The organism is Sphingobium indicum BiD32 (assembly GCF_000382885.1).
Taxonomy (GTDB): domain Bacteria; phylum Pseudomonadota; class Alphaproteobacteria; order Sphingomonadales; family Sphingomonadaceae; genus Sphingobium; species Sphingobium japonicum_C.
Genome location: NZ_CAVK010000251.1, coordinates 1 through 19,862 on the forward strand (window position 1 = coordinate 1; position 19,862 = coordinate 19,862).

A 19,862-nucleotide genomic window follows, 5' to 3' on the forward strand; every position below is an offset into this window, starting at 1 on the left:
AGGGGTGTCACCCTATCGATAGCACGACACCCCACCGTCACGCGCTTCGCGCGCGCCACCTCCCCTGCCAGGGGAGGATTTTGGATAATCCCCCCTACCAACCGATCTCCGCCGCATGATCGGGGTCGCTGATCGCGGTCAGCCGCCGCGCCGCGCGCCGGGCAAAACGTAATGTCTCCGCCTTGCGCCGCGCTGCCGCCAGTGGCTCGATCGGCGCGGGGCGGACCAGTTCAGCGTCATATTGATCCGCGACGATCAACCCGGTGCGCGCGGGCCATAGCGCCTCGCTCTCGAACAGCGACAGGTCGAACCCCATCGGCACCGCCCAATAATAGCGGTCGCAATAGTCGAAATAGTCGGGCCATTTCATGTCGCCCAGCAAATCCGCCCGGCTGCATTTGATCTCCACGATCGTCAGACGCCCTGCCCCGTCGATCGCCATGATGTCCGCGCGCCGCCCATTGGGCAGCGGCACTTCCAATATGCCGCTCATGTCGTGGCGAAAGAATAGCCGCAACGTCCCCCGCGCCACCGCCAGCGCGGTGCCGTCGGTCAACGGGGAACAGTTTTCAACAGGGGCGCTACTCATCGCGCGACTTTAGAACAGGTCGGGAACAAAAGAAAAGGCCGATTCGGATAATCCGAACCGGCCTTCTTTTGATTGGCGCCGCACCGGCACAATGTGCCTCAGCACATTCTCAAATCAACGATAAAAGATATGATTGTCGATCATCGCCAGCTTGGCCTTGCCCCAGCCCGGCGAAACGCGGCGGGCGTGGAAGAACAGTGCGCCTTCGGCCTGGCTGTTCCAGCTGTCGTTCATCGCGATCTGGGCGATGGCGACAGCTTCGCGCCAGCTCCGGCTCTGTTCGCGGATCGGCGGCATTCCATGACCGCGCACGAAGCTGAACTGGCTGGGCTGATAGACGACGCCGCACAGGCTGTCGGCGAAGCGGCCCGATCTGGCGCGATTGATGATCACCCGCGCCACGGCCAGCTGGCCTTCCAGGCTTTCGCCCTTGGATTCGAAATAGACCGCTCCGGCCAGGCACTTCATGTCGCCGTCCACCGCTTCAGCGTCGCCATGGGCGTCGACCAGCGCGGACAGGCTGTTGGCCTGAATGTCGGATTCGGTGGAATAAGTAAGGTTGGCCTTGGAGGCCGAAGCCAGCGGCTGCACGATTTCGCGCGGCGCGGCAAAAGTGATGGCGGGCTTTGAAGCGGCCGCAGGCGCTGAAATCAGCGCATTGTCCCTCGAAAGGGAGGCTACCGACTGGACCGACTCACCGGCGATCGACATGTCGGAAGCGGTCACTGCCGCAGTGGCGGACAGTGCAAATGCCACGATGATCGCGGCTCTCAGACGAAAACTCATTACTACTCAAAAACGTGCGGTTCTTGGCCTTAAACGTCGTTTTTAACGCATATTCCCTGACGTTGGGCCGCCCCCCGTCTGCGTGTTTACCGCCTCCGCCCCCCTTGGACGAATGCAGCAACCTGCGCGTTCAGCGTGGGCGGGCCTCTGCACGGACCATTGCGCTATGTCAACGATCAGCAAATCGTTTCAGCGGCGAACCGTTCTGCTTCCGGGATATCGAGTTCGACGATCCACAGATCGGGGTCCGATCTGCGCCGACGCGCGACATAGGTGGCGAGCGCCTCCGGACCATCCTCCGGGGAAGGTCCACAGCGCATCAACGCATAACCCCCGGCAAAGTTCGATACCCGCTCGAACAATCCGCTTTCCCGCCCTTTTTCAAGGGCTTGTATCAGTATCACGCCGCTGGTCGCGTCGCCCTTGACCAGCACCATCGCAAAGCCGCCCGCGGCGTTCGTCCGCCGCACCAGCGCGTTGACCAGGATCGCACTGGTCAGCCGCGCATTGTCCTGCGACTCAGCCACCATATCCCGGCAGCGATGATAGCGGGAATTGCGACCGCATGAAGGTGCCGGTGCCCCGCCCGACTTCCTCGCCCTCCGAATCGACCAGACTCGCCTCGGCCACATAGACGCGGCGTTTGCCACTGATCCATCGCCCCTCGGCGCGAATCCGGCCGGGCGCGATCGGCCGGGTGAACAGCAGGTTGAAGGCGGTGGTCAGCAAAAATCGGTCGCTGACCAGGCTGTTGGCCGCGTAAAAGGCGGCGTCGTCCAGCATCTTGAAATAGACCGTGCCATGGACCGCGCCGGCGGCATGGAACTGGCTTTCATCGACATCGAAATCGATGACGCAGCGGCCCGGCTCATGAATTGCGATCTCCGACCGGAACAGCCGGTTGATCGGCGCGGAACGATAGAGATTTTCCAGCGCGCGGAAATGTGCGGCCTCGCCGCTGGCGGGCGCGCCTGCCTCAGGCAGCGTCACGTGCCCCGCCACCGGCCAGCAGCGCATGGAGCGCTTCGGCCGACTTGGCCCCGCGCAACCGCACGACCTGGCTTTCATCGCGCAGATAGCGCGACACCCGCGCCAATGTCTTGAGATGCTCCGCGCCGCTATCGACAGGCGAAAGCAGGGCGAACACGATATCGACCGGCGCATCGTCCACCGCATCGAACGGCACCGGCGGATCGAGCAGCACGACCATGCCGCACATCCGCTCCAGCCCGGCAATCTTGGCATGGGGAATGGCGACACCGCCGCCAAAGCCGGTCGACCCCAGCCGCTCACGCTCGAACAGGGCGTCGCCCACTTCGTCAACATCCAGCCCATAGGCGCTGGACGCCAGCGCCGCGATCTTCTGGAACAACTGTTTCTTGCCGTTCACGGTCAGGCCCGTGGCGAGCGCTTCAGCTGAAACAATGTCGTGAAAATCAACCATGGTCTGTCCGAACCAGCCGAGCCGCGCCCAGCCTGGGGTCTAGATGCGCGGTGATCGGGGAATATAAAGCCCGGCCCCATAAGCCGCCTGCACCATCAGGTCAACAGGCGGCCCATGGCAGATGACCCGGTTCAGCTCGCCGTCAGACGCGGTTCGACCCAACCGATCGTGCCGTCATGGCGACGATAGACCATGTTGTAGGCCGCCGTCCCGGCATTGACGAAGAGCAGCGCGTTGGTGTTGCGCAGGTCGAGCATCATCACCGCGTCGGACACGCTGGCTTCGGGAATATCGACGCGGGTTTCCGCGACGATCAGCGGGGAATCCTCGACTTCCTCATGCTCGTCCACCGGCGAAGCGAAAATGGTGTAGCCCGCCCCGTCAATATCATCGACGCTGAAGCTGCTGACCCGCTGCGCCTCGGCAGCCGTCGCCTGGCTATGCCTGTCCTTCAGGCGGCGCATATAGCGGCGCAGCTGCTTTTCGATCCGGTCCGCCGCCTGGTCGAAGGACGGATGCGCCTCCTGCGCCTCGCCTGCTCCCTTCAGGATCAGGCCGGTCATGACATGACAGATGATGTCGCAGTGGAAGGCGCCGTGCGGCGCGGGTCGAAAGGTCACATGGGCCGAAATCGTGCGGGAGAAATATTTCTCGGCCATCGCCTCCATGCGGTCGGCGACATGCTGCTTGAGCGCATCGCCCGTGTCGACCTGATGCCCGGAAACACGAATATCCATATGCCTTCTCCTTGTTCTTGCCGGGTCGCAGGAAGCGGCCCGGATAGCCTGGAGGCACGGACGCGGGCCGTTTTTTCAGCCCGGCTGCGCCTCCTCCAGCCAGATCGGCTTGTCCAGGGTCGCGATGAACCTGACATGCCGTTCCAACTCCGCCGCGCTCGCTGCAAAAACGCGCGCGGGACGAACAGGGCGAACCATGGCGCCAGCGCCAAGTTCCCCTCCGACACCTGCTTTTTCCTCCTCCTGTGCAAGACCCAGGCCGATCTGACGGCCGCCGGTCAGTTCGATGTAAAGCTGCGCCAGCAGTTCGGCGTCGAGCAGCGCGCCATGCTTGATGCGATGGCTGCGATCGATGCCGTAACGGGTGCAGAGCGCGTCCAGGCTGTGCTTGGCACCCGGATGCAGCGTCCGTGCGATCGCCACCGTGTCGATCATTCGCGTCATCGACACGTCGGCGCGGCCGCACAGTCGCAATTCATGATTGAGGAAGCCGAAATCGAAACGCGCATTATGCGCGACCAGCGGACTATCTTCCAGAAAGGCGAGCAGATCGTCCACGCCGCTGGCGAACAGCGGCTTGTCCTTCAGGAAGATCGACGACAGGCCATGCACCGCCTCGGCCGCGGCAGGCATATCGCGCTGCGGGTTATAATAGGCATGGAAGGTACGGCCACTGGGTACGCGATTGATCAGTTCGATGCAGCCGATTTCGACCATGCGGTCGCCGGATGCCGGATCGAATCCGGTCGTTTCGGTATCGAAAATAATCTCGCGCATCGCCCTCTTCATATCGACTCTTGGGCAAACCCTTATCGACCCATCTTTGCGCCAAGGCAAGCGGCGAGACGCCGCACCTGCGCGCGGGTCTGGGTGAAGGTCGTGCCGGTGTGGATGATATGATCGGCCCGCCGTCTTTTTTCCGCGTCCGGGGTCTGGAGATGGACGATCCGGCGGAATTTGGCCGGGGTCATCCCCGGCCGCGCGAGCACCCGCTTGCGCTGTTTCCACGCCGGGGCGGTGACGACGATCACGCCCGCCAACCGCTTTTGCCCATGCGTCTCGAACAGCAGCGGAATATCGAGAATCACGAAACGCCGCGACCGGTGCCGCCGCAAAAAGGCGCGCCGTGCCGCCTGCACCGCCGGATGGACGATGGCTTCCAGTGCCCGCAGCTCATGGGGATGGCCAAAGACCGCCGCGCCCAGTTTCGCCCGGTCCACCCCTTTGGGTCCGGTCGTGCCGGGAAAGCGTGCCTCGATCGCCGGAATCAGCGCGCCGCCCGGTCCCTGCAACCGATGCACCTCCGCATCGGCATCGAACAAAGGCACGCCCTCGCGCCGGAACATCGCCGCCACGGCCGACTTGCCCATGCCGATCGATCCGGTCAGGCCGTAAATCTTCATGGGGCTACCCGTCAGTCCGCCGCCAGCAACAGCGCGCGCAATTGCTCGTCCAGCTCGCGCGGTGCCTGCGCGTCGAAAAATATATCGAACGCCAGCGCCGCCTGCCCGATCAGCATCTCCAGCCCGTCGAGCGTCTTGAGACCCCGCGCCCGCGCGGCTTTCAGCAAATCCGTCTCCAGCGGCGCATAGACAATGTCGTAAACGGTCGCGCTGGCGGGCAGGGGGGTGAGGTCCAGTTCCAGCACAGGCTGACCCACCATGCCCAGTGACGTGCTGTTGACCAGCAGGTCGCAGGCAGGCAGCGGATCGGTGAGACCGATGACCGTCCCCTTGATTCCCGCCCGGTCGAGCAACGCCTGCCCCTTGGCTGTGTCGCGGACCATGATGGTCAGGTCCGGCACGCCCAGGCTGGACAGGGCGAACAATATCGCCCGCGCCGCACCGCCCGCGCCGATCAGAACGGCATGGTGCCCCTTCCATTTGTCGCGCAGCAACGGCTGGAGGAATCCGCCCGCATCGGTATTGGTGCCAATCAGCGGCCCGCCGGTTTCGCTGGCGATCGTGTTCATCGCCCCGATCCGCGTGCGCACCCCGCCCGGATCGTCGGTATAGTCCATCACCGCAATCTTGTGCGGAATCGTGACATTGCACCCCAGCCAGTCGGGATCGGCCCGCCGTTGCAGGAAATAAGCAGCAAGACCATCGGGCGTCACATGGGTCTTGCGATATTCCGCCTCGATATCCAGCGCTTGCAGCCAGAAATTATGAATGAGCGGCGATTTGCTGTGCGCGATCGGATCGCCAATCACTTCTGCATAAGGGAGCGTGTCGGTCATGTGGCCAAAACGCCGCGCACGCGCAGAAAGTCAAGCAGCGGCAACAAAGGCAAGCCCTGAATCGCAAACTGGCTGCCCTCGACCTTGTTGAACAATTGCACCCCCGGTCCCTCGATCCGGTAACAACCCACGCACCAGCGGCATTCGTCCCAGTCGCCGTCCAGATAGGTCTCGATAAAGGTCTCGGACAAGGGCCGCACCGTCATCCGCACCCGCTCGACATGCCGCCAGATCGGCTCGCCATTCAGCACAATCACCGCCGCGCTGTGCAGATGATGCACCCGCCCCGACAGCAACCGCAGTATCCGCGCCGCATCGGCCCGGTCGACCGCCTTGTCGATCATGCTGCCATCATCCAGGCTCAGCGTCTGGTCGCATCCCAGCACCAGCCCGCCCGGCACCCGGCGCGAAACCTTGAGCGCCTTGAGTTCCGCCAGCGCATCGGCCAGCGCCCGCGCGTCCAGCCCGTCGGCGCGCAAGGCCTCCTTGGCTGCCTCCTCGTCCACGCCGGGCGAGAGCGCCTCGAACGGTATCTGTGCCGCCTCCAGCAGCGCCCGGCGACTTGCGCTTTGCGATGCCAGCACGATCATGATGCCGCCCCTTCACCCAGAACATGGTCGTTGAACAGGTTGATAATCGCCGCGGCGGCTTCTTCGATCGACCGGCGGGTCATATCGATCACCGGCCAGCCATTATCGGCAAACATCCGCCGGGCAAAGGCCAGTTCCTCCTGCACCTTCTCATTATCCACATAGGCGGTTTCCGGCGCCTGATTGAGCGAGAGCAGCCGGTTTCGGCGGATCTGGATCAGGCGATCGGGACTGACGGTCAGGCCGACGATCATCGGATGTTTGAGGCTGTAAAGGCTCCTGGGCGGCGGGGATTCCGGGACCAGCGGGATATTGGCGGTCTTGTAGCCGCGATTGGCAAGGTAGATGGACGTCGGTGTCTTGGACGCCCGCGACACGCCCGCCAGCACGATGTCGGCCTCTTCCCAATTTTCATGGCCCACGCCATCATCATGGGCGATGGTGAACTGGATCGCCTCGATCCGGGCGAAATAGGCTTCGTCGAGAATATGTTTGCGCCCCGGCCGGGTCCGCGTTTCCTGCCCCAATATGTTGGACAGCGCATCCGCCACGCTGTCCAGCGCGGCGACATGGGGCAGGCCCAGCGCCCGGCAGCGCGTTTCCAGCCGCCGTCGCAACACATGGTTGGTCAGGGTGAACAGCACCAGCCCCGGATTGGCGGCTATTTCCTGCATGATCCGGTCGAGATGGACTTCGGATCGCACCATTGGCCAGAAATGGCGGATCGCCTCGACATTCTCGAACAGGCCGATCGCGGCTTTGGCGATATTCTCCAGCGTTTCACCGGTGGAGTCCGACAGGAGGTGCAGGTGGATGCGCGACATAGGCGTTTATCTGTGTGGGCAGGCTGTGGATAAAGCAAGGGAGGAGTTGGGGACAAAATCCCGGCTTTTCGTCCATCCACGGAGCCGGGAATCTTATCCACAACCCCCCAACAGACCCGCATTTTCATCCACAACCTGTGGATAACGGGGATAGAGTGACTGACTCGGACGGCAAAGCGCGCCCAAAGGGAGTCAAGCTGTTGGCAAATCCGGGCACAGCGCATAAACCCCGCTGCCAACGTCCCTACTATCTCCATCATCCTACTTAAATCTATATTAAGAGAGAATAGATGAGCCTCGACGCGCCGACGGTCCTTGCTACCAAGCCTCTGCTTGGCGTCCTCCTGGGCGACTGCCCGGCCGTGCCGCCAATGTGGCTGATGCGTCAGGCCGGACGCTATCTGCCCGAATATCGCGCGCTCCGGGCGGACAAGGGCGGCTTCCTCGAACTCGTCTATGACAGCGAAGCCGCTGCCGAGGTCACGCTCCAGCCCTTGCGTCGTTTTGGCTTTGATGGCGCAATCCTCTTTTCCGACATTCTGATCGTCCCCTATGCCATGGGACAGGATTTATGGTTCGAGACCGGCGAAGGCCCGCGCCTCGCCCCGATCCTTGCCGAAACGGATCTGAGCGCGCTCAAACCCGATTATAGCCGCTATGAGGCGGTCTATGAGACGGTGCGGCAGGTCAAGGCCGCGCTCGACCCCTCGGTCACCTTCCTGGGCTTTGCTGGCAGCCCCTGGACCATCGCCACCTATATGGTCGCTGGCCAGGGCAGCAAGGATCAGGGCGCGGCTCGGCGCCTCGCCTATGGCGATCCCGCCCGCTTCGGCGCGCTGATCGACGCGATTGTCGACGCGACCGTCACTTATCTGTCGGGCCAGATTGAAGCCGGGGTGGAAGCAGTACAACTGTTCGACAGCTGGGCGGGCAGCCTGGCCCCGCTCCAGTTCGATCGCTGGGTGATCCAGCCCAACGCCGCGATCGTGCGCAAATTGAAGGCGCTTCATCCCACTATCCCGATCATCGGCTTTCCCAAGGGGGCGGGCGCGAAACTGCCCGATTATGCCGCCGGCACCGGGGTCGATGCGATCGGTGTCGATGAAACGGTCGATCCCCACTGGGCCAGCCGGGTTCTTCCCAAGGGGCTTCCCGTCCAGGGTAATCTCGATCCGCTGGCGCTGATCGCGGGCGGGCAGGCGGTCGAACAGGCGGTGGACAATATCCGCGCCGCCTTTGCCGATCGCCCCCACATCATGAATCTGGGCCATGGCATCCTGCCCGACACGCCGATTGCGCATGTCGAGGCGCTGATCGCCTATGTCCGCAACGGAGAGCGCGTCTGATGGCTTATCTTGGTGCCGCTTATCTCTGGGTGAAGGCTGCCCATGTCATCTTCGTCATCTTCCTGATGGCGGGATTGTTCATGATGCCGCGCTTCTTCGTCTATCATCAGGAAAGCGCGCCCGGATCGGACGAGGACCGCAAATGGATCGCGCGGGAAAAGCGGCTCCTGAAAATCATCCTCAACCCCTCGCTGGTGCTGACCTGGATATTCGGTCTGATGCTGATGGTGGAACTTGGCGCGTGGAGCTTTGGCTGGTTCCACCTCAAACTGCTCTTCGTGCTGGGCCTGTCGGCTTATCATGGCTGGATTGCAGGCTATACGAAGAAGCTGGCCAGGGGGCAGCGGACCCTGACCGACAAGCAGCTGCGCCTGTTCAACGAAGTCCCCGGCATCGCCGCCGCCGTCATCGTCATCGCAGTGATCGTCAAACCTTTCTGATCCTCCCCGGCACGGGAGGGGAATTGCATATGACTTTTCGTTATCCCGACAACGTCATCCTGAATTTATTTCAGGATCCATCGTGCCCCAAAAGCCGCTGTTGGAGACGAGAAATGGATGCTGAAATAAATTCAGCATGACGATGAAGGAGGGGGCAGTTCCATATGCAATAGCCCTGCCCAGCACGGGGAGGGGGACCGCCCGCAGGGTGGTGGAGGGGGAGTGTCCTACATCCACCCGCGCCGCTATCATCCCGCTGTTGCTTTCCGATAGGATCAGCCTGACGCCATAAAATGTCCGATTTACCGGGAAAAGTGCGAAGTTAAGCCGGATGATCGCATCTTGAACGGAGGGCGGGAATTTGTTGTTAGGCAATATCGACCGCGATATTGTCGATCAGCCGCGTCTTGCCCAGCTTCGCCGCGCCCAGCAGCCGCGCCGGGCGATCGAGCACGCTCATCGGCTCCAGCGTTACCGCATCGCACAGCGTCACATAATCGACCGGATCAAAGCCCTGGGCGCTCAGCATCGCGACCGCTTTGGCCAGCGCCTCCTCGACCGCGCCGCCCTTTTCCATCTGCCGTTTCGCCTCGCCCAGCGCCCGCGGCAAAGCCAGCGCCGCCTTGCGCTCATCGTCGCTGAGATAGGCGTTGCGCGATGACAGCGCCAACCCATCTTCAGCGCGCTGGGTCGGCATCCCGACAATCTCGATGCCCATGTCGAGGTCTGCCACCATCCGCCGGATGACGGCGAGCTGCTGATAATCCTTCTCGCCGAATATCGCGACATCGGGACGGACCTGGTTGAACAATTTGGTCACCACCGTCGCCACGCCATCGAAATGGCCCGGCCGTGCCGCCCCGTCCAGCCCGTCGCTGACTCCGCTCACGCTGATATTGGTGGCAAAGCCCGCCGGATACATGACATCGACCGTGGGTGCCCACAGAATGTCGACCCCGGCGGCGGTCAGCATCTGCGCGTCCTTGGCCTCCCGCCTTGGATAGGCGGCCAGATCCTCGTTCGGCCCGAACTGTTTGGGATTGACGAAGATCGAAACGACCACATGCCGCCCGTGCCGCCGGGCTTCCTCGACCAATGCCATATGCCCGTCATGCAAGGCGCCCATGGTTGGCACCAGCACCAGCGGCTTTCCGTCGCTTTTCAGCGCGGCAATGGCGGCGCATAGCGCGGGCAGGTCAGACAGGGTTTGCACGGGAGGAACGGCTCCGATAAGGGCAGGGGACACAGGGACGTCCTGCTAGGCGCGCAGTCGCTGGACGGTCAAGAATCATTGCGACAATCAACGGGGTTATCAGGGGTCCAATGGCCAATTCGCAGCCGCATCTCATCGTGTTCGCCAATGAAAAGGGCGGAACCGGCAAATCGACCACTGCTGTCCACACCGCGATTGCGCTGACCGCGCTTGGCCATCGCGTCAGCATGATCGATCTTGATCCGCGCCAGCGCACCGTCACCCGCTATCTGGAAAACCGCGCCGAAACCGCGCGTCGCCGGGGCATCGATCTGGTTGCGCCCACCTTTGCGGTGCTTCAGGGTGACAGCATAGAGGCTCTCGAATCCGAAGTCGCCGCCGTGTCGCAGGACACAGATTTCCTGATCGTCGATACGCCCGGTCGCGACGATGTGTTCGCCCGTCACATGGCCGCCCGCGCCAACACGCTGGTCACACCGATGAACGACAGTTTCGTCGATTTCGACCTGATCGGGCAGGTCGATGCGGAAAGTTTCAAGGTCAAGCGCCTGTCCTTCTATTCCGAACTCATCTTTGAAGCGCGCAAGACCAGGGCCAAGGCCGATGGCGTGTCGATCGACTGGGTGGTGCTCCGCAACCGCGTTCAGCATCAGGACGCCCGCAACAAGAAGCGGGTCGGCGACGCGCTGATGGAATTGTCCCGCCGCGTCGGTTTCCGCGTCATTCCGGGCCTGTCGGAGCGCGTGATCTTCCGTGAACTTTTCCCGTCGGGCCTGACCCTGCTGGACAAGGGGCATCTGGGTGAACTGGGTGTCAGCCATATCGCCGCGCGGCAGGAATTGCGGGAAATGGTGGCGGGACTGGCCCTGCCCGAACGCAGCGGCGTCGGCTCCATGGACTTGATCGGCGCGGCCTGATGGGCTGGCTTGCGCTGCTGCTGGCGGGCCTTGCAGGCTGGCTGATCTGGACAGGAAGGCTGCAACGCATGAGCGCGAAAGATGGAATGGCGCTGGGCGTGGCGCTGGTCGGCGCGGTGCTGGCGGCCAAGGGCAAGCCGGTGATCGGCGCGCCGCTGCTGATCAGTGCGGCACTTTTTTTCGCGCGCCATGGTAAAATATTGGGCCAGCGCAAACCTGCCGCGCCAAAGTCGGTGCCACCGCAGGATATCATACAGGCCCGCGCGCTCCTTGGCGTAGCGCCCGACGCCGATGCCGAGACGATCCGCGCCGCGCATCGCCGCCTGATCGCCTCGGTCCATCCCGACAAGGGCGGGACGGAGGCACTGGCCGCCCAGATCAATGCCGCGCGTGACCTGCTGCTGCGCCATCAGGCCGACAAATGAGCCACCGTTTCGACCCGACCCTGCTGCGCGACTATGACATGCGCGGCACGGTCGGCGAAACGCTGGACGCCGCCGACGCCTGGGCACTGGGGCGCAGCTTCGGCACCGTCATCGCGCGGGCAGGGGGATCGCGCATTGCCGTGGGCTATGACGGGCGCCTCAGTTCACCGATGCTCGAAAGCGCGCTGGTCGAGGGGCTGTGCGCCAGCGGCATCGACGTGCTGCGCATTGGCCTGGGGCCGACCCCGATGCTCTATTATGCCGAAATGGTCGGCCAGGTGGACGGTGCCATTCAGATAACCGGCAGCCATAATCCCGGCGATCAAAATGGCTTCAAGCTGGTGCAGGGTCATGCGCCCTTTTTCGGCGACGCTATCCAGCAACTGGGCGCGATGGCCGCGGCGGGCGACTGGGATGAAGGCTTTGGCCAGAGTCAAAGCCTCACCATCATCGACCGCTATGTCGATCGGCTGGTCGAGGGGTTTGACGGAGCCGGCTGGCGCATCGGCTGGGACGCGGGTAATGGCGCGGCGGGGCAGGTGGTGGAGAAGCTCGTCGAGCGCCTGCCCGGTGAGCATCATCTGCTCTTCACCCAAATAGACGGCCATTTCCCCAACCATCATCCCGATCCTTCGCATGAAGCGAATCTGGCGGACCTGCGTACCCTTGTCCTTGCCAAGCAGCTCGATTTCGGAGTGGCTTTCGATGGCGATGGCGACCGGATCGGCGTGATCGACGGGCAGGGCAGGGTGATTGCGGGCGACCAGCTATTGGGCCTGTTCGTCCCCGCCATACTGGAAAACCGGCCCGGCGCCGCCATTGTCGCCGATGTGAAGGCCAGCCAGTCGCTGTTCGATACCATCGCCGCGCTGGGTGGCCTGCCCGACATGTGGAAAACCGGCCACAGCCATATCAAGTCCAGAATGAAGCAGATTGGCAGCCCGCTGGGCGGCGAGATGACCGGACATCTCTTCTTCGCCGACGATTATTATGGGTATGACGACGGCCTCTACGCCGCCGTCCGCCTGATCCGCGCCGCCCGACCGGATCGCAGCATCACCGACCTGCGCGGCGCGATGCCCGACCTTGCCAACACCCCGGAACTTCGTTTTCCAGTGGCGGAGGACCGCAAATTCGCGGTGATTGACGAAATATTGGCCCGGTTGCGCGCTAGCGGCGCGGACGTGAATGCCATCGACGGTGCCCGCGTCCGCACGGCCGATGGCTGGTGGTTGCTGCGCGCCTCCAATACCCAGGCGGCATTGGTGGCCAGGGCCGAATCGCATGACAGCGCAGGGCTGGCCCGACTCATGGTTCAGATAGACGCACAGCTGTACGAATCGGGGATCAAGCGGCCCGATTGACGATCTGGCGAGAAAATTTTTGGTATCGCTATCATCATCTCTTTCACCTTTTCCTTACGGAAAGCTATAAATCCGGAAACGATTGCATTTTATGCAATCACCCCGTCATATTTCGCATTTGCGACCAGCCGTGCTGCATTGCAAAAGGAACTCGCCTTTCAGGCATCCTCTCCTAAAACTTATACAGCCGTCCTTCGGGGCGGCTTTTTTTTGTCCAGTGGTTTTCCGGTCCTGCCGTAACGTCTGACCGCAATTCACCATCGCAACCGACTGTAAATGCGATGAACAGGACCGCCGCGATACTGGAAATTAACCACGATACTGCTATCCGCGCTGCGCAAAGTCGGCCGTCGCGTGCAGCATAGCGCGCCTGTGCCGGCACGATATTGAGTAGAGGATCGTCCATGACCCTTAGCCGTCGCCTTCTTCCCCTCCTGTTGTCAGGCGTGCTCGCAGCACCGGTCCCGGCGCTGGCGGGGGGCTTCTATCTGCAGGAACAATCGCCCAAGGAAACCGGGCGTGCCCTGTCGGGCGGAGCTGCGGCAGGCGACGACCCATCGACCGTCTACTTCAACCCGGCGGCGATGACCCAATTGTCGGGCATCCAGATGTCACTGGGCGGCATCATCCTGTCGGCGACCGCGCAGCAGAGCAATCGCGGGTCCAGCCGCACGGTTCCTGGCCTGCCTGTATCGGTGCCGGTCAACGGCAATGATGGCGGCAATCCTTTCGCACGCATCATTCCCATACCCAGCCTTTATGCCACCGCGCAGGTTGGCGATCGGCTCTGGCTCGGTTTGGGCGTCAACGCCCCCTTCGGGCTGAAGCTGGATTATGACGAAAGCTATTTTGGCCGGTACGATTCCCTGCATACGGATCTGAAATCCTATAATGTTCAGCCATCGGCCGCTTATAAGATCAGTGACAACCTCTCGATCGGCGGCGGCGTTGACGTGCAATATGTCGAGGTAAAGCTTACCAACGCCCTGCCGCAACTCTCGCCGCTGCTTGCCGACGGCCATGCCTCGATCGCGGGCGACGATCTGTCGGTCGGCTGGAATGCTGGCCTGTTCTACACCAGCGGCGACACCAATTTCGGCGTCCATTATCGCTCGCGCATGACCCACAAGCTGAAAGGCGAACAGGAGATTAGCGGACTGCTGGGGCCGCTCGTCGGGGCCAACGGCAGCTTTGCCGCCAATGCGCCGCTCGAACTGCCTGATATGGTTACGGTCAGTATGATGCACCGGCTGACGCCAAAATTGCGGGCGATGCTGACCGCGCGCTGGTATAATTGGTCGCTATTCAAGGCGATCACGATCAACACCGCGACCGGCACATCGGTCAAGGAAATGCATTATCATGATGGCTACAGTGTCAGCGCTGGCGGCGAATATGATGTTAGCGACCGGTTGACCCTGCGGGCCGGCACGATGTTCGATCGCACGCCGACCAATCCGCAATTTCTCAGCACCCGGGTCCCCGATGGCGACCGCGTCTGGCTGAGCGGTGGCGCGACCTGGAATGTCTCGTCTGCACTGGCGCTGAATCTCAGCTACGCGCATAATTTCGTCGCAAAGGCGAATATCATCCGGCCGGACCATTATTATCCCGCGCCCGCGACTGTCACGACCACGACCCTGTCGAACTCCAGCGGCAATGTCGATCAACTCGCCGCTTCCCTAACGATGCGGTTTTAACGGTCATCAAACATCCCTATAGCGGCTGCATATTGATGGAGCCGTTCATAAATGTCCGACCATAATCCCGGCCTGCGCCCCTGGCGCGACATTGCCCGCCGCCAGAGCCGCCAGATCATGGTCGGCAATGTGCCGGTGGGTGGTGGCGCGCCGGTCACGGTCCAGACCATGACCAACACGCTGACCCACGACATCAAGGGGACGATCGACCAGATCCGCCGCTGCGAAGAGGCGGGCGTGGACATTATCCGCGTATCCTGCCCCGACGAGGAATCGACCGCCGCTTTGAAACAGATCGTCCGCGCCGCCCGCGTGCCGATCGTCGCCGACATTCATTTCCACTACAAGCGCGCGCTCGAAGCTGCTGACGCAGGGGCAGCCTGTCTGCGGATCAATCCCGGCAACATCGGATCGTCAGCCCGCGTCAAGGAAGTGGTCGACGCGGCCAAGGCCAATGGTTGCGCGATCCGCATCGGCGTCAACGCAGGCAGCCTCGAAAAGGATCTGCTCGAAAAATATGGCGAACCCTGCCCCGAAGCGCTGGTCGAAAGCGCGCTCGACCATATCAAGCTGCTGCAAGATCAGGATTTCCACGAATATAAGGTCGCGGTGAAGGCCAGCGACGTGTTCCTGGCGGTCGCGGCCTATATGCAACTGGCCGACGCGGTTGATTGCCCCCTCCATCTGGGCATTACAGAAGCGGGCGGTCTGATCGGCGGCACCGTCAAAAGCGCGATCGGCATCGGCAATCTGCTCTGGGCCGGGGTCGGCGATACCATCCGCGTCTCGCTCTCCGCCGAACCGGAAGAAGAAGTGCGGGTCGGCTATGAGATATTGAAGTCGCTGGGCATCCGCACCCGTGGCGTGAAGGTCATCTCCTGCCCGTCCTGCGCACGACAGGGCTTCGATGTCATCCGCACCGTACAGGCGCTCGAAGAACGGCTCCAGCATATCCACACGCCGCTCTCGCTCTCTGTCCTGGGTTGCGTCGTCAATGGTCCCGGCGAAGCGCGCGAAACCGACATCGGCCTGACCGGGGGGGGCAATGGCAAGCATATGGTCTATCTGTCGGGCATCACCGACCACACCATCCAGGACGATGGCATGATCGACCATATCGTTCGGCTGGTCGAGGCCAAGGCAGCGGAGATCGAGGCAGCCAGTGCCGAAGCCGACATGACCGACGCGGGCAAGGCGGAAGCGGCGGAATAGCGCCCAACATCACACCCACCATGCCCGCGCGCGCCAGCTTCCTCATTCCCTTTGCCGTCTGCTGTATCGGCGTCGCGCTGTTTTCCGTGATGGATGCGGCGATGAAGGGGCTGAGCCTGGCCATCGGTCTCTACAACGCCCTGTTCTGGCGCGCGATCACGGGGACGTTGCTTGGTCTTGGCCTGATGCTCGTTACCCGCCAGCGCTGGCCAGATCGCGCCGTGCTGCGCCTGCACATGCTGCGCGGATCGGTCGTGGCGCTGATGGCCGGGCTGTTCTTCTGGGCGCTGATGCGGATGCCGCTCGCCGAAGCGATCGCCCTGTCCTTCATCGCGCCGCTGATCGCGCTCTATCTCGCCGCCTTGCTGCTGGGCGAAACGATCGGGCGGCAGGCGATCGGCGCATCGCTGTTGGGACTGGTCGGGGTCGGCGTGATCCTGTCGGGGCGCTTGGCTGGCAGCTATGATCGCGACGCGCTGCTTGGTGCGCTCGCAGTGCTGGCGTCGGCGGTGCTGTTCGCCTGGAACCTCATCCTGCAACGCCAGCAGGCACAGCGCGCTTCGCCGATCGAGGTCGCCTTCTTTCAGCATTTTGTCATGCTGGGTGTGTTCGCCATCGGCGCGCCCTTCTTCGCCCGTCTGCCCACCGCGTCGTCGATACCGCTGATCCTGCTGGCAGCGGGCCTGGCCTTCACATCGCTCGCCGCGCTCGCCTGGGCCTATGCGCGGGCGGAGGCGCAGCGGCTGATTCCGGTCGAATATAGCGCCTTCCTCTGGGCCGCTATGGTTGGCTGGCTGGCCTTTGGCGAACGGCTGACCCTGAATACGGCGGCGGGCGCAGCGCTGATCATCGCCGCCTGCCTGATGACGGCACGCGGCAAGCGGGCGACCATCGCCCATGTCGAACCGGGAACCGCCTGAATGACCCTGACCATCCGCTCCGCAACGCCGGACGATATCGACGCGATCGTCGGCTTCATCCACGCGCTGGCTGCCTATGAAAAGCTCGCCCATGCGGTAAAGGCGGACCCCGCGACCCTGGCCCGCTATCTGTTTGGCCCGCATCCCATGGCCGAAGTGCTGATCGCGGAAACGGACGGCGCGGCGATTGGCTTCGCGCTCTTCTTCCACAATTTCTCGACCTTTGAAGGGCGACCCGGTCTCTATCTGGAGGATCTGTTCGTGAAACCGGAGGCGCGCGGCATCGGCGCGGGCAGGGCGTTGCTGGCCCGGCTGGCGCAGATTGCGCTCGATCGCGACTGCGCCCGGCTGGAATGGTCGGTGCTGGACTGGAACGCGCCCGCCATCGCCGTCTATCGCGCGATCGGCGCGCAGCCGATGGACGAATGGACGGTGCAGCGGCTCGACGGCGACGCGCTTCAGGCGCTCGCCGCCACGGCCCCGATCACCGCTTGAGTGCGTCCTCAATGCTGACATAGATCAGCATGGCGGCGAAGGCGCCCAGCGACAGGGCAACCACAGCGGGGAAATAGTCGGCGATCATGGCGAATTCCTTTCGGGCCTCTTCCTGCCCCGCCGCTGACCCCGCTCGCCATACGGAATGTTACGGATCGGGCGGGACGAGCCGTGGGTGCGCACCCTTGACGCCGACTCCCCGCCCGGCGCATTGTGCGCAAACGGAACATTTGGGGGACACGGGGTTAACATGGCTGTCAGCCGCACAGTGAAGCGCACGCCCGAATGGCGCGAAATGCTCAAGCGCAGCCTGCTTCGCAGCGGTGCGCTGATCGGGGCGATCGCGCTGATGCTGGCCACCCTGTTCCTGGCGCTGGCGCTGCTCAGCTATACGCCGAGCGATCCGTCAATGAACACGGTGGCGGGCGATCATGTCGCCAATGTCATGCAGGCACCGGGTGCCTGGACCGCCGATTTCCTGCTCTGGCTGCTGGGCGTGCCGATTGCGCTGATCCTGCCACTGATGGCGGTCACCGCGCGCCGCCTGTGGGGCGATCAGGATATGAGCGCGTGGAAAGGTCAGTTTGGCCAATGCCTGTTCGGCATCATCCTGATCGGGATCGCGCTGGCCCTGTTCCAGAGTGATCCGCTGGTCGGCCTGCCAGCGGGCTGGGGCGGGGTGGTCGCGCTCGTCACTGCCAAGGGGATATTCAGCCTGACCGCGCAAGTGCCGGTGGCGCAACCGTGGATCACCGGCGCTATCGTCGTCATTGCCATGATCGGCGGCCTGTTCGCCTGTTACCGCAGCCTGGCATTGGAAAAGCCGATCCTCGCACTGCGCCGCCCGACCCTGCCCAAACTCAGCCTGCCCAAACCCAGCCTGGGCTTTACGGGCAGCAGCGCCGCCGATGAGGAAGAGGAGGAGGTCGGCGAACGGGTCATCGCCCCGCGCAAGACCGTATCCAACGAACCCAAGCCGCCCATCACCATCCAGACGCCCAAACCCGCACCCGCCCAGCGACAGATGGCCCCGATCAGCCAGGATGATCTGTTCGGCCATAGCTCGCTGCCTTCGGCCGACCTGCTCAACCCCATTCCCGCCAGCCAGGGCGGCAAGATCGACAAGGCGGCGCTGGAGCGCAACGCCCGGCTACTCGAATCGGTGCTCGACGACTTTCATGTGAAGGGCAATATCGTCGAGGTCCGCCCAGGCCCGGTCGTCACCATGTATGAACTGGAACCCGCGCCCGGCATCAAGGCGAGTCGGGTGATCGCGCTGGCCGACGACATCGCCCGCAACATGTCGGCGCTGTCCGCCCGCGTCGCGACGATTCCGGGCCGCACCGTCATCGGCATCGAACTGCCCAATGTCCATCGCGAAGGCGTGTCCTTCCGCGAACTCATCACCAGCGAACAATTTGGCGGCGAAGGGACGCTGCCGATCATCCTGGGCAAGAATATCTCCGGCGAGCCGATCATCGCCGACCTTGCTCCTATGCCGCATCTGCTGATCGCGGGCACCACCGGGTCGGGCAAGTCCGTCGGCCTCAACGCGATGATTCTCTCGCTGCTCTACCGGATGACCCCCGATCAGTTGCGCCTCATCATGATCGACCCCAAGATGCTGGAACTGTCGACCTATGACGACATCCCGCATCTTTTGTCCCCGGTCGTCACCGAACCGCAAAAGGCGATCCGCGCGCTCAAATGGGCAGTTGAGCAGATGGAGGATCGTTATCGCATGATGGCGTCCATCTCGGTCCGCAACCTCGCCAATTATAATGAGAAGGTCCGTGCGGCGAAAGCCAAGGGCAAGCCGCTCGGTCGCCGTGTCCAGACCGGCTATGACCCCGAAAATGGCAAGCCCATCTACGAAGAAGAACAGCTCGATTTCCAGCCGCTGCCGCAGATCGTGGTGGTGGTGGACGAACTGGCCGACCTGATGATGACGGCGGGCAAGGAAGTCGAATTCCTGATCCAGCGGCTGGCGCAGAAAGCCCGCGCCGCCGGCATCCACCTGATCCTGGCCACCCAGCGCCCCTCGGTCGACGTCATCACCGGCGTTATCAAGGCGAACCTGCCGACCCGGATCAGCTTCTTCGTCACCAGCAAGATCGACAGCCGCACCATATTGGGCGAGCAGGGCGCCGAACAATTGCTCGGCAAGGGCGACATGCTCTACATGCACGGCGGCAAGGGGTTGATGCGCGTCCATGGCCCGTTCGTGTCCGACGATGAAGTCCGCGTCGTCGCCGACCATTGGCGCGCGCAGGGCCAGCCCGACTATATCCAGGCCGTCACCGAAGAGCCGGAGGAGGGCAGCTTCGCGCTGGACGGCGTGGACCTGGGCGACGACAGCCCCGACGCCCAACTCTTCCGTAAGGCCTGCCAATTGGTGTTCGAGAATCAGAAAGCCTCGACCAGCTGGCTCCAACGGCAATTGCGCGTCGGCTATAACAGCGCCGCACGCCTGATCGAGAAGATGGAAGAGGAAGGGCTGGTCGGCCCCCCCAACCATGTCGGCCGCCGCGAAGTGCTGCGCGATGAAAATGGCAATCCGCTATAGCCTGTCGCGGGGTTGGAGCTGAACGGCAGGGAACGGGCGGGTTCACAGGTCGTTC

23 protein-coding genes are annotated in these 19,862 nt (G+C 63.0%); 10 read left to right on the forward strand and 13 right to left on the reverse strand.

The features are described from left to right. Positions 1-94: 94 nt before the first annotated feature. The 11 genes from EBBID32_RS22310 to EBBID32_RS22360 all read right to left on the reverse strand — a co-directional run bounded on the left by EBBID32_RS22310 (position 95) and on the right by EBBID32_RS22360 (position 7,209). Entirely contained in the window at positions 95-589 is a 495-nt protein-coding gene (locus EBBID32_RS22310) for an MmcB family DNA repair protein (RefSeq protein ID WP_037492482.1), read from the reverse strand. A 114-nt stretch (positions 590-703) separates the two neighbouring features. Beyond that, positions 704-1,375, reverse strand: a complete 672-nt coding sequence (locus EBBID32_RS22315; protein WP_006967526.1) for a cell wall hydrolase — start codon at positions 1,373-1,375, stop codon at positions 704-706. Positions 1,376-1,551: 176 nt separating this feature from the next. Then, the gene (locus EBBID32_RS22320; RefSeq protein WP_051093409.1) at positions 1,552-1,905 is read right to left on the reverse strand and encodes a DUF1491 family protein; all 354 of its coding nucleotides are present in this window, start codon (positions 1,903-1,905) and stop codon (positions 1,552-1,554) included. Continuing rightward, positions 1,895-2,392 carry a PaaI family thioesterase gene (locus tag EBBID32_RS22325; RefSeq protein ID WP_037492483.1) on the reverse strand — a complete coding sequence of 166 codons (498 nt, stop codon included), beginning with the start codon at positions 2,390-2,392 and terminating at the stop codon, positions 1,895-1,897. Before EBBID32_RS22325 ends, EBBID32_RS22320 begins: the two co-directional genes overlap by 11 nt. After that, on the reverse strand, positions 2,352-2,819 hold the full coding sequence (locus EBBID32_RS22330) for a PTS sugar transporter subunit IIA (RefSeq protein ID WP_006967529.1): 468 nt from the start codon (positions 2,817-2,819) through the stop codon (positions 2,352-2,354). Before EBBID32_RS22330 ends, EBBID32_RS22325 begins: the two co-directional genes overlap by 41 nt. 131 nt (positions 2,820-2,950) lie before the next feature. After that, positions 2,951-3,556 carry a ribosome hibernation-promoting factor, HPF/YfiA family gene (gene hpf / locus EBBID32_RS22335; protein ID WP_006967534.1) on the reverse strand — a complete coding sequence of 202 codons (606 nt, stop codon included), beginning with the start codon at positions 3,554-3,556 and terminating at the stop codon, positions 2,951-2,953. A gap of 75 nt (positions 3,557-3,631) precedes the next feature. Further along, the gene (dnaQ, locus tag EBBID32_RS22340) at positions 3,632-4,333 is read right to left on the reverse strand and encodes a DNA polymerase III subunit epsilon (protein WP_037492484.1); all 702 of its coding nucleotides are present in this window, start codon (positions 4,331-4,333) and stop codon (positions 3,632-3,634) included. 32 nt (positions 4,334-4,365) lie between these two features. Next, entirely contained in the window at positions 4,366-4,959 is a 594-nt protein-coding gene (gene coaE, locus EBBID32_RS22345; protein ID WP_006967536.1) for a dephospho-CoA kinase, read from the reverse strand. A gap of 11 nt (positions 4,960-4,970) precedes the next feature. Continuing rightward, positions 4,971-5,795 (reverse strand): shikimate dehydrogenase, encoded by an 825-nt coding sequence (gene aroE, locus EBBID32_RS22350; protein WP_006967538.1) that lies wholly within the window; start codon positions 5,793-5,795, stop codon positions 4,971-4,973. Next, a complete protein-coding gene (locus EBBID32_RS22355) occupies positions 5,792-6,385 on the reverse strand; it encodes a Maf family protein (protein WP_006967540.1) in 594 nt (197 codons plus the stop codon). Before EBBID32_RS22355 ends, aroE begins: the two co-directional genes overlap by 4 nt. Continuing rightward, entirely contained in the window at positions 6,382-7,209 is an 828-nt protein-coding gene (locus EBBID32_RS22360) for a pyruvate, water dikinase regulatory protein (protein WP_006967542.1), read from the reverse strand. Before EBBID32_RS22360 ends, EBBID32_RS22355 begins: the two co-directional genes overlap by 4 nt. 290 nt (positions 7,210-7,499) lie before the next feature. Here EBBID32_RS22360 and hemE point away from each other — a divergent pair, with 290 nt between their 5' ends. Both hemE and EBBID32_RS22370 read left to right on the forward strand, forming a co-directional pair. After that, positions 7,500-8,555: a uroporphyrinogen decarboxylase gene (gene hemE, locus EBBID32_RS22365; protein WP_006967543.1), complete on the forward strand. Its 1,056-nt coding sequence runs from the start codon at positions 7,500-7,502 to the stop codon at positions 8,553-8,555. Then, complete coding sequence (locus tag EBBID32_RS22370) at positions 8,555-8,995, forward strand: CopD family protein (protein WP_006967544.1); 441 nt, start codon at positions 8,555-8,557, stop codon at positions 8,993-8,995. Before hemE ends, EBBID32_RS22370 begins: the two co-directional genes overlap by 1 nt. A gap of 367 nt (positions 8,996-9,362) precedes the next feature. Here the strand turns inward: EBBID32_RS22370 and panC are convergent, their stop codons facing one another. Beyond that, a complete protein-coding gene (panC, locus tag EBBID32_RS22375; RefSeq protein WP_006967545.1) occupies positions 9,363-10,208 on the reverse strand; it encodes a pantoate--beta-alanine ligase in 846 nt (281 codons plus the stop codon). A gap of 110 nt (positions 10,209-10,318) precedes the next feature. Here panC and EBBID32_RS22380 point away from each other — a divergent pair, with 110 nt between their 5' ends. Genes EBBID32_RS22380 through pgmG form a run of 3 tightly spaced genes read left to right on the forward strand, consistent with a single transcriptional unit; the run spans position 10,319 to position 12,914 of the window. Next, positions 10,319-11,125: a division plane positioning ATPase MipZ gene (locus EBBID32_RS22380; RefSeq protein ID WP_006967547.1), complete on the forward strand. Its 807-nt coding sequence runs from the start codon at positions 10,319-10,321 to the stop codon at positions 11,123-11,125. Further along, the gene (locus EBBID32_RS22385; protein ID WP_006967548.1) at positions 11,125-11,550 is read left to right on the forward strand and encodes a J domain-containing protein; all 426 of its coding nucleotides are present in this window, start codon (positions 11,125-11,127) and stop codon (positions 11,548-11,550) included. The genes EBBID32_RS22380 and EBBID32_RS22385 overlap by 1 nt, the downstream gene beginning before the upstream one ends. After that, positions 11,547-12,914 (forward strand): phosphoglucomutase/phosphomannomutase PgmG, encoded by a 1,368-nt coding sequence (pgmG, locus tag EBBID32_RS22390; protein ID WP_006967549.1) that lies wholly within the window; start codon positions 11,547-11,549, stop codon positions 12,912-12,914. The genes EBBID32_RS22385 and pgmG overlap by 4 nt, the downstream gene beginning before the upstream one ends. Positions 12,915-13,086: 172 nt before the next feature. On the opposite strand, the gene EBBID32_RS24350 is transcribed toward pgmG, so the two are convergent. Continuing rightward, positions 13,087-13,320, reverse strand: a complete 234-nt coding sequence (locus EBBID32_RS24350; RefSeq protein WP_006967550.1) for a hypothetical protein — start codon at positions 13,318-13,320, stop codon at positions 13,087-13,089. On the opposite strand from EBBID32_RS24350, the gene EBBID32_RS22395 reads away from it, so the two are divergent. From EBBID32_RS22395 to EBBID32_RS22415, 5 genes are all read left to right on the forward strand, one after another. Further along, on the forward strand, positions 13,319-14,614 hold the full coding sequence (locus tag EBBID32_RS22395) for an OmpP1/FadL family transporter (protein ID WP_006967551.1): 1,296 nt from the start codon (positions 13,319-13,321) through the stop codon (positions 14,612-14,614). The genes EBBID32_RS24350 and EBBID32_RS22395 overlap by 2 nt on opposite strands. A 51-nt stretch (positions 14,615-14,665) precedes the next feature. Continuing rightward, on the forward strand, positions 14,666-15,826 hold the full coding sequence (gene ispG / locus EBBID32_RS22400; protein WP_006967552.1) for a flavodoxin-dependent (E)-4-hydroxy-3-methylbut-2-enyl-diphosphate synthase: 1,161 nt from the start codon (positions 14,666-14,668) through the stop codon (positions 15,824-15,826). A 20-nt stretch (positions 15,827-15,846) separates the two neighbouring features. After that, the gene (locus EBBID32_RS22405; protein ID WP_006967553.1) at positions 15,847-16,746 is read left to right on the forward strand and encodes a DMT family transporter; all 900 of its coding nucleotides are present in this window, start codon (positions 15,847-15,849) and stop codon (positions 16,744-16,746) included. After that, positions 16,747-17,241: a GNAT family N-acetyltransferase gene (locus tag EBBID32_RS22410; protein WP_006967554.1), complete on the forward strand. Its 495-nt coding sequence runs from the start codon at positions 16,747-16,749 to the stop codon at positions 17,239-17,241. A 250-nt stretch (positions 17,242-17,491) separates the two neighbouring features. After that, positions 17,492-19,807, forward strand: a complete 2,316-nt coding sequence (locus EBBID32_RS22415) for an FtsK/SpoIIIE family DNA translocase (protein ID WP_006967555.1) — start codon at positions 17,492-17,494, stop codon at positions 19,805-19,807. Positions 19,808-19,862 lie beyond the last annotated feature (55 nt).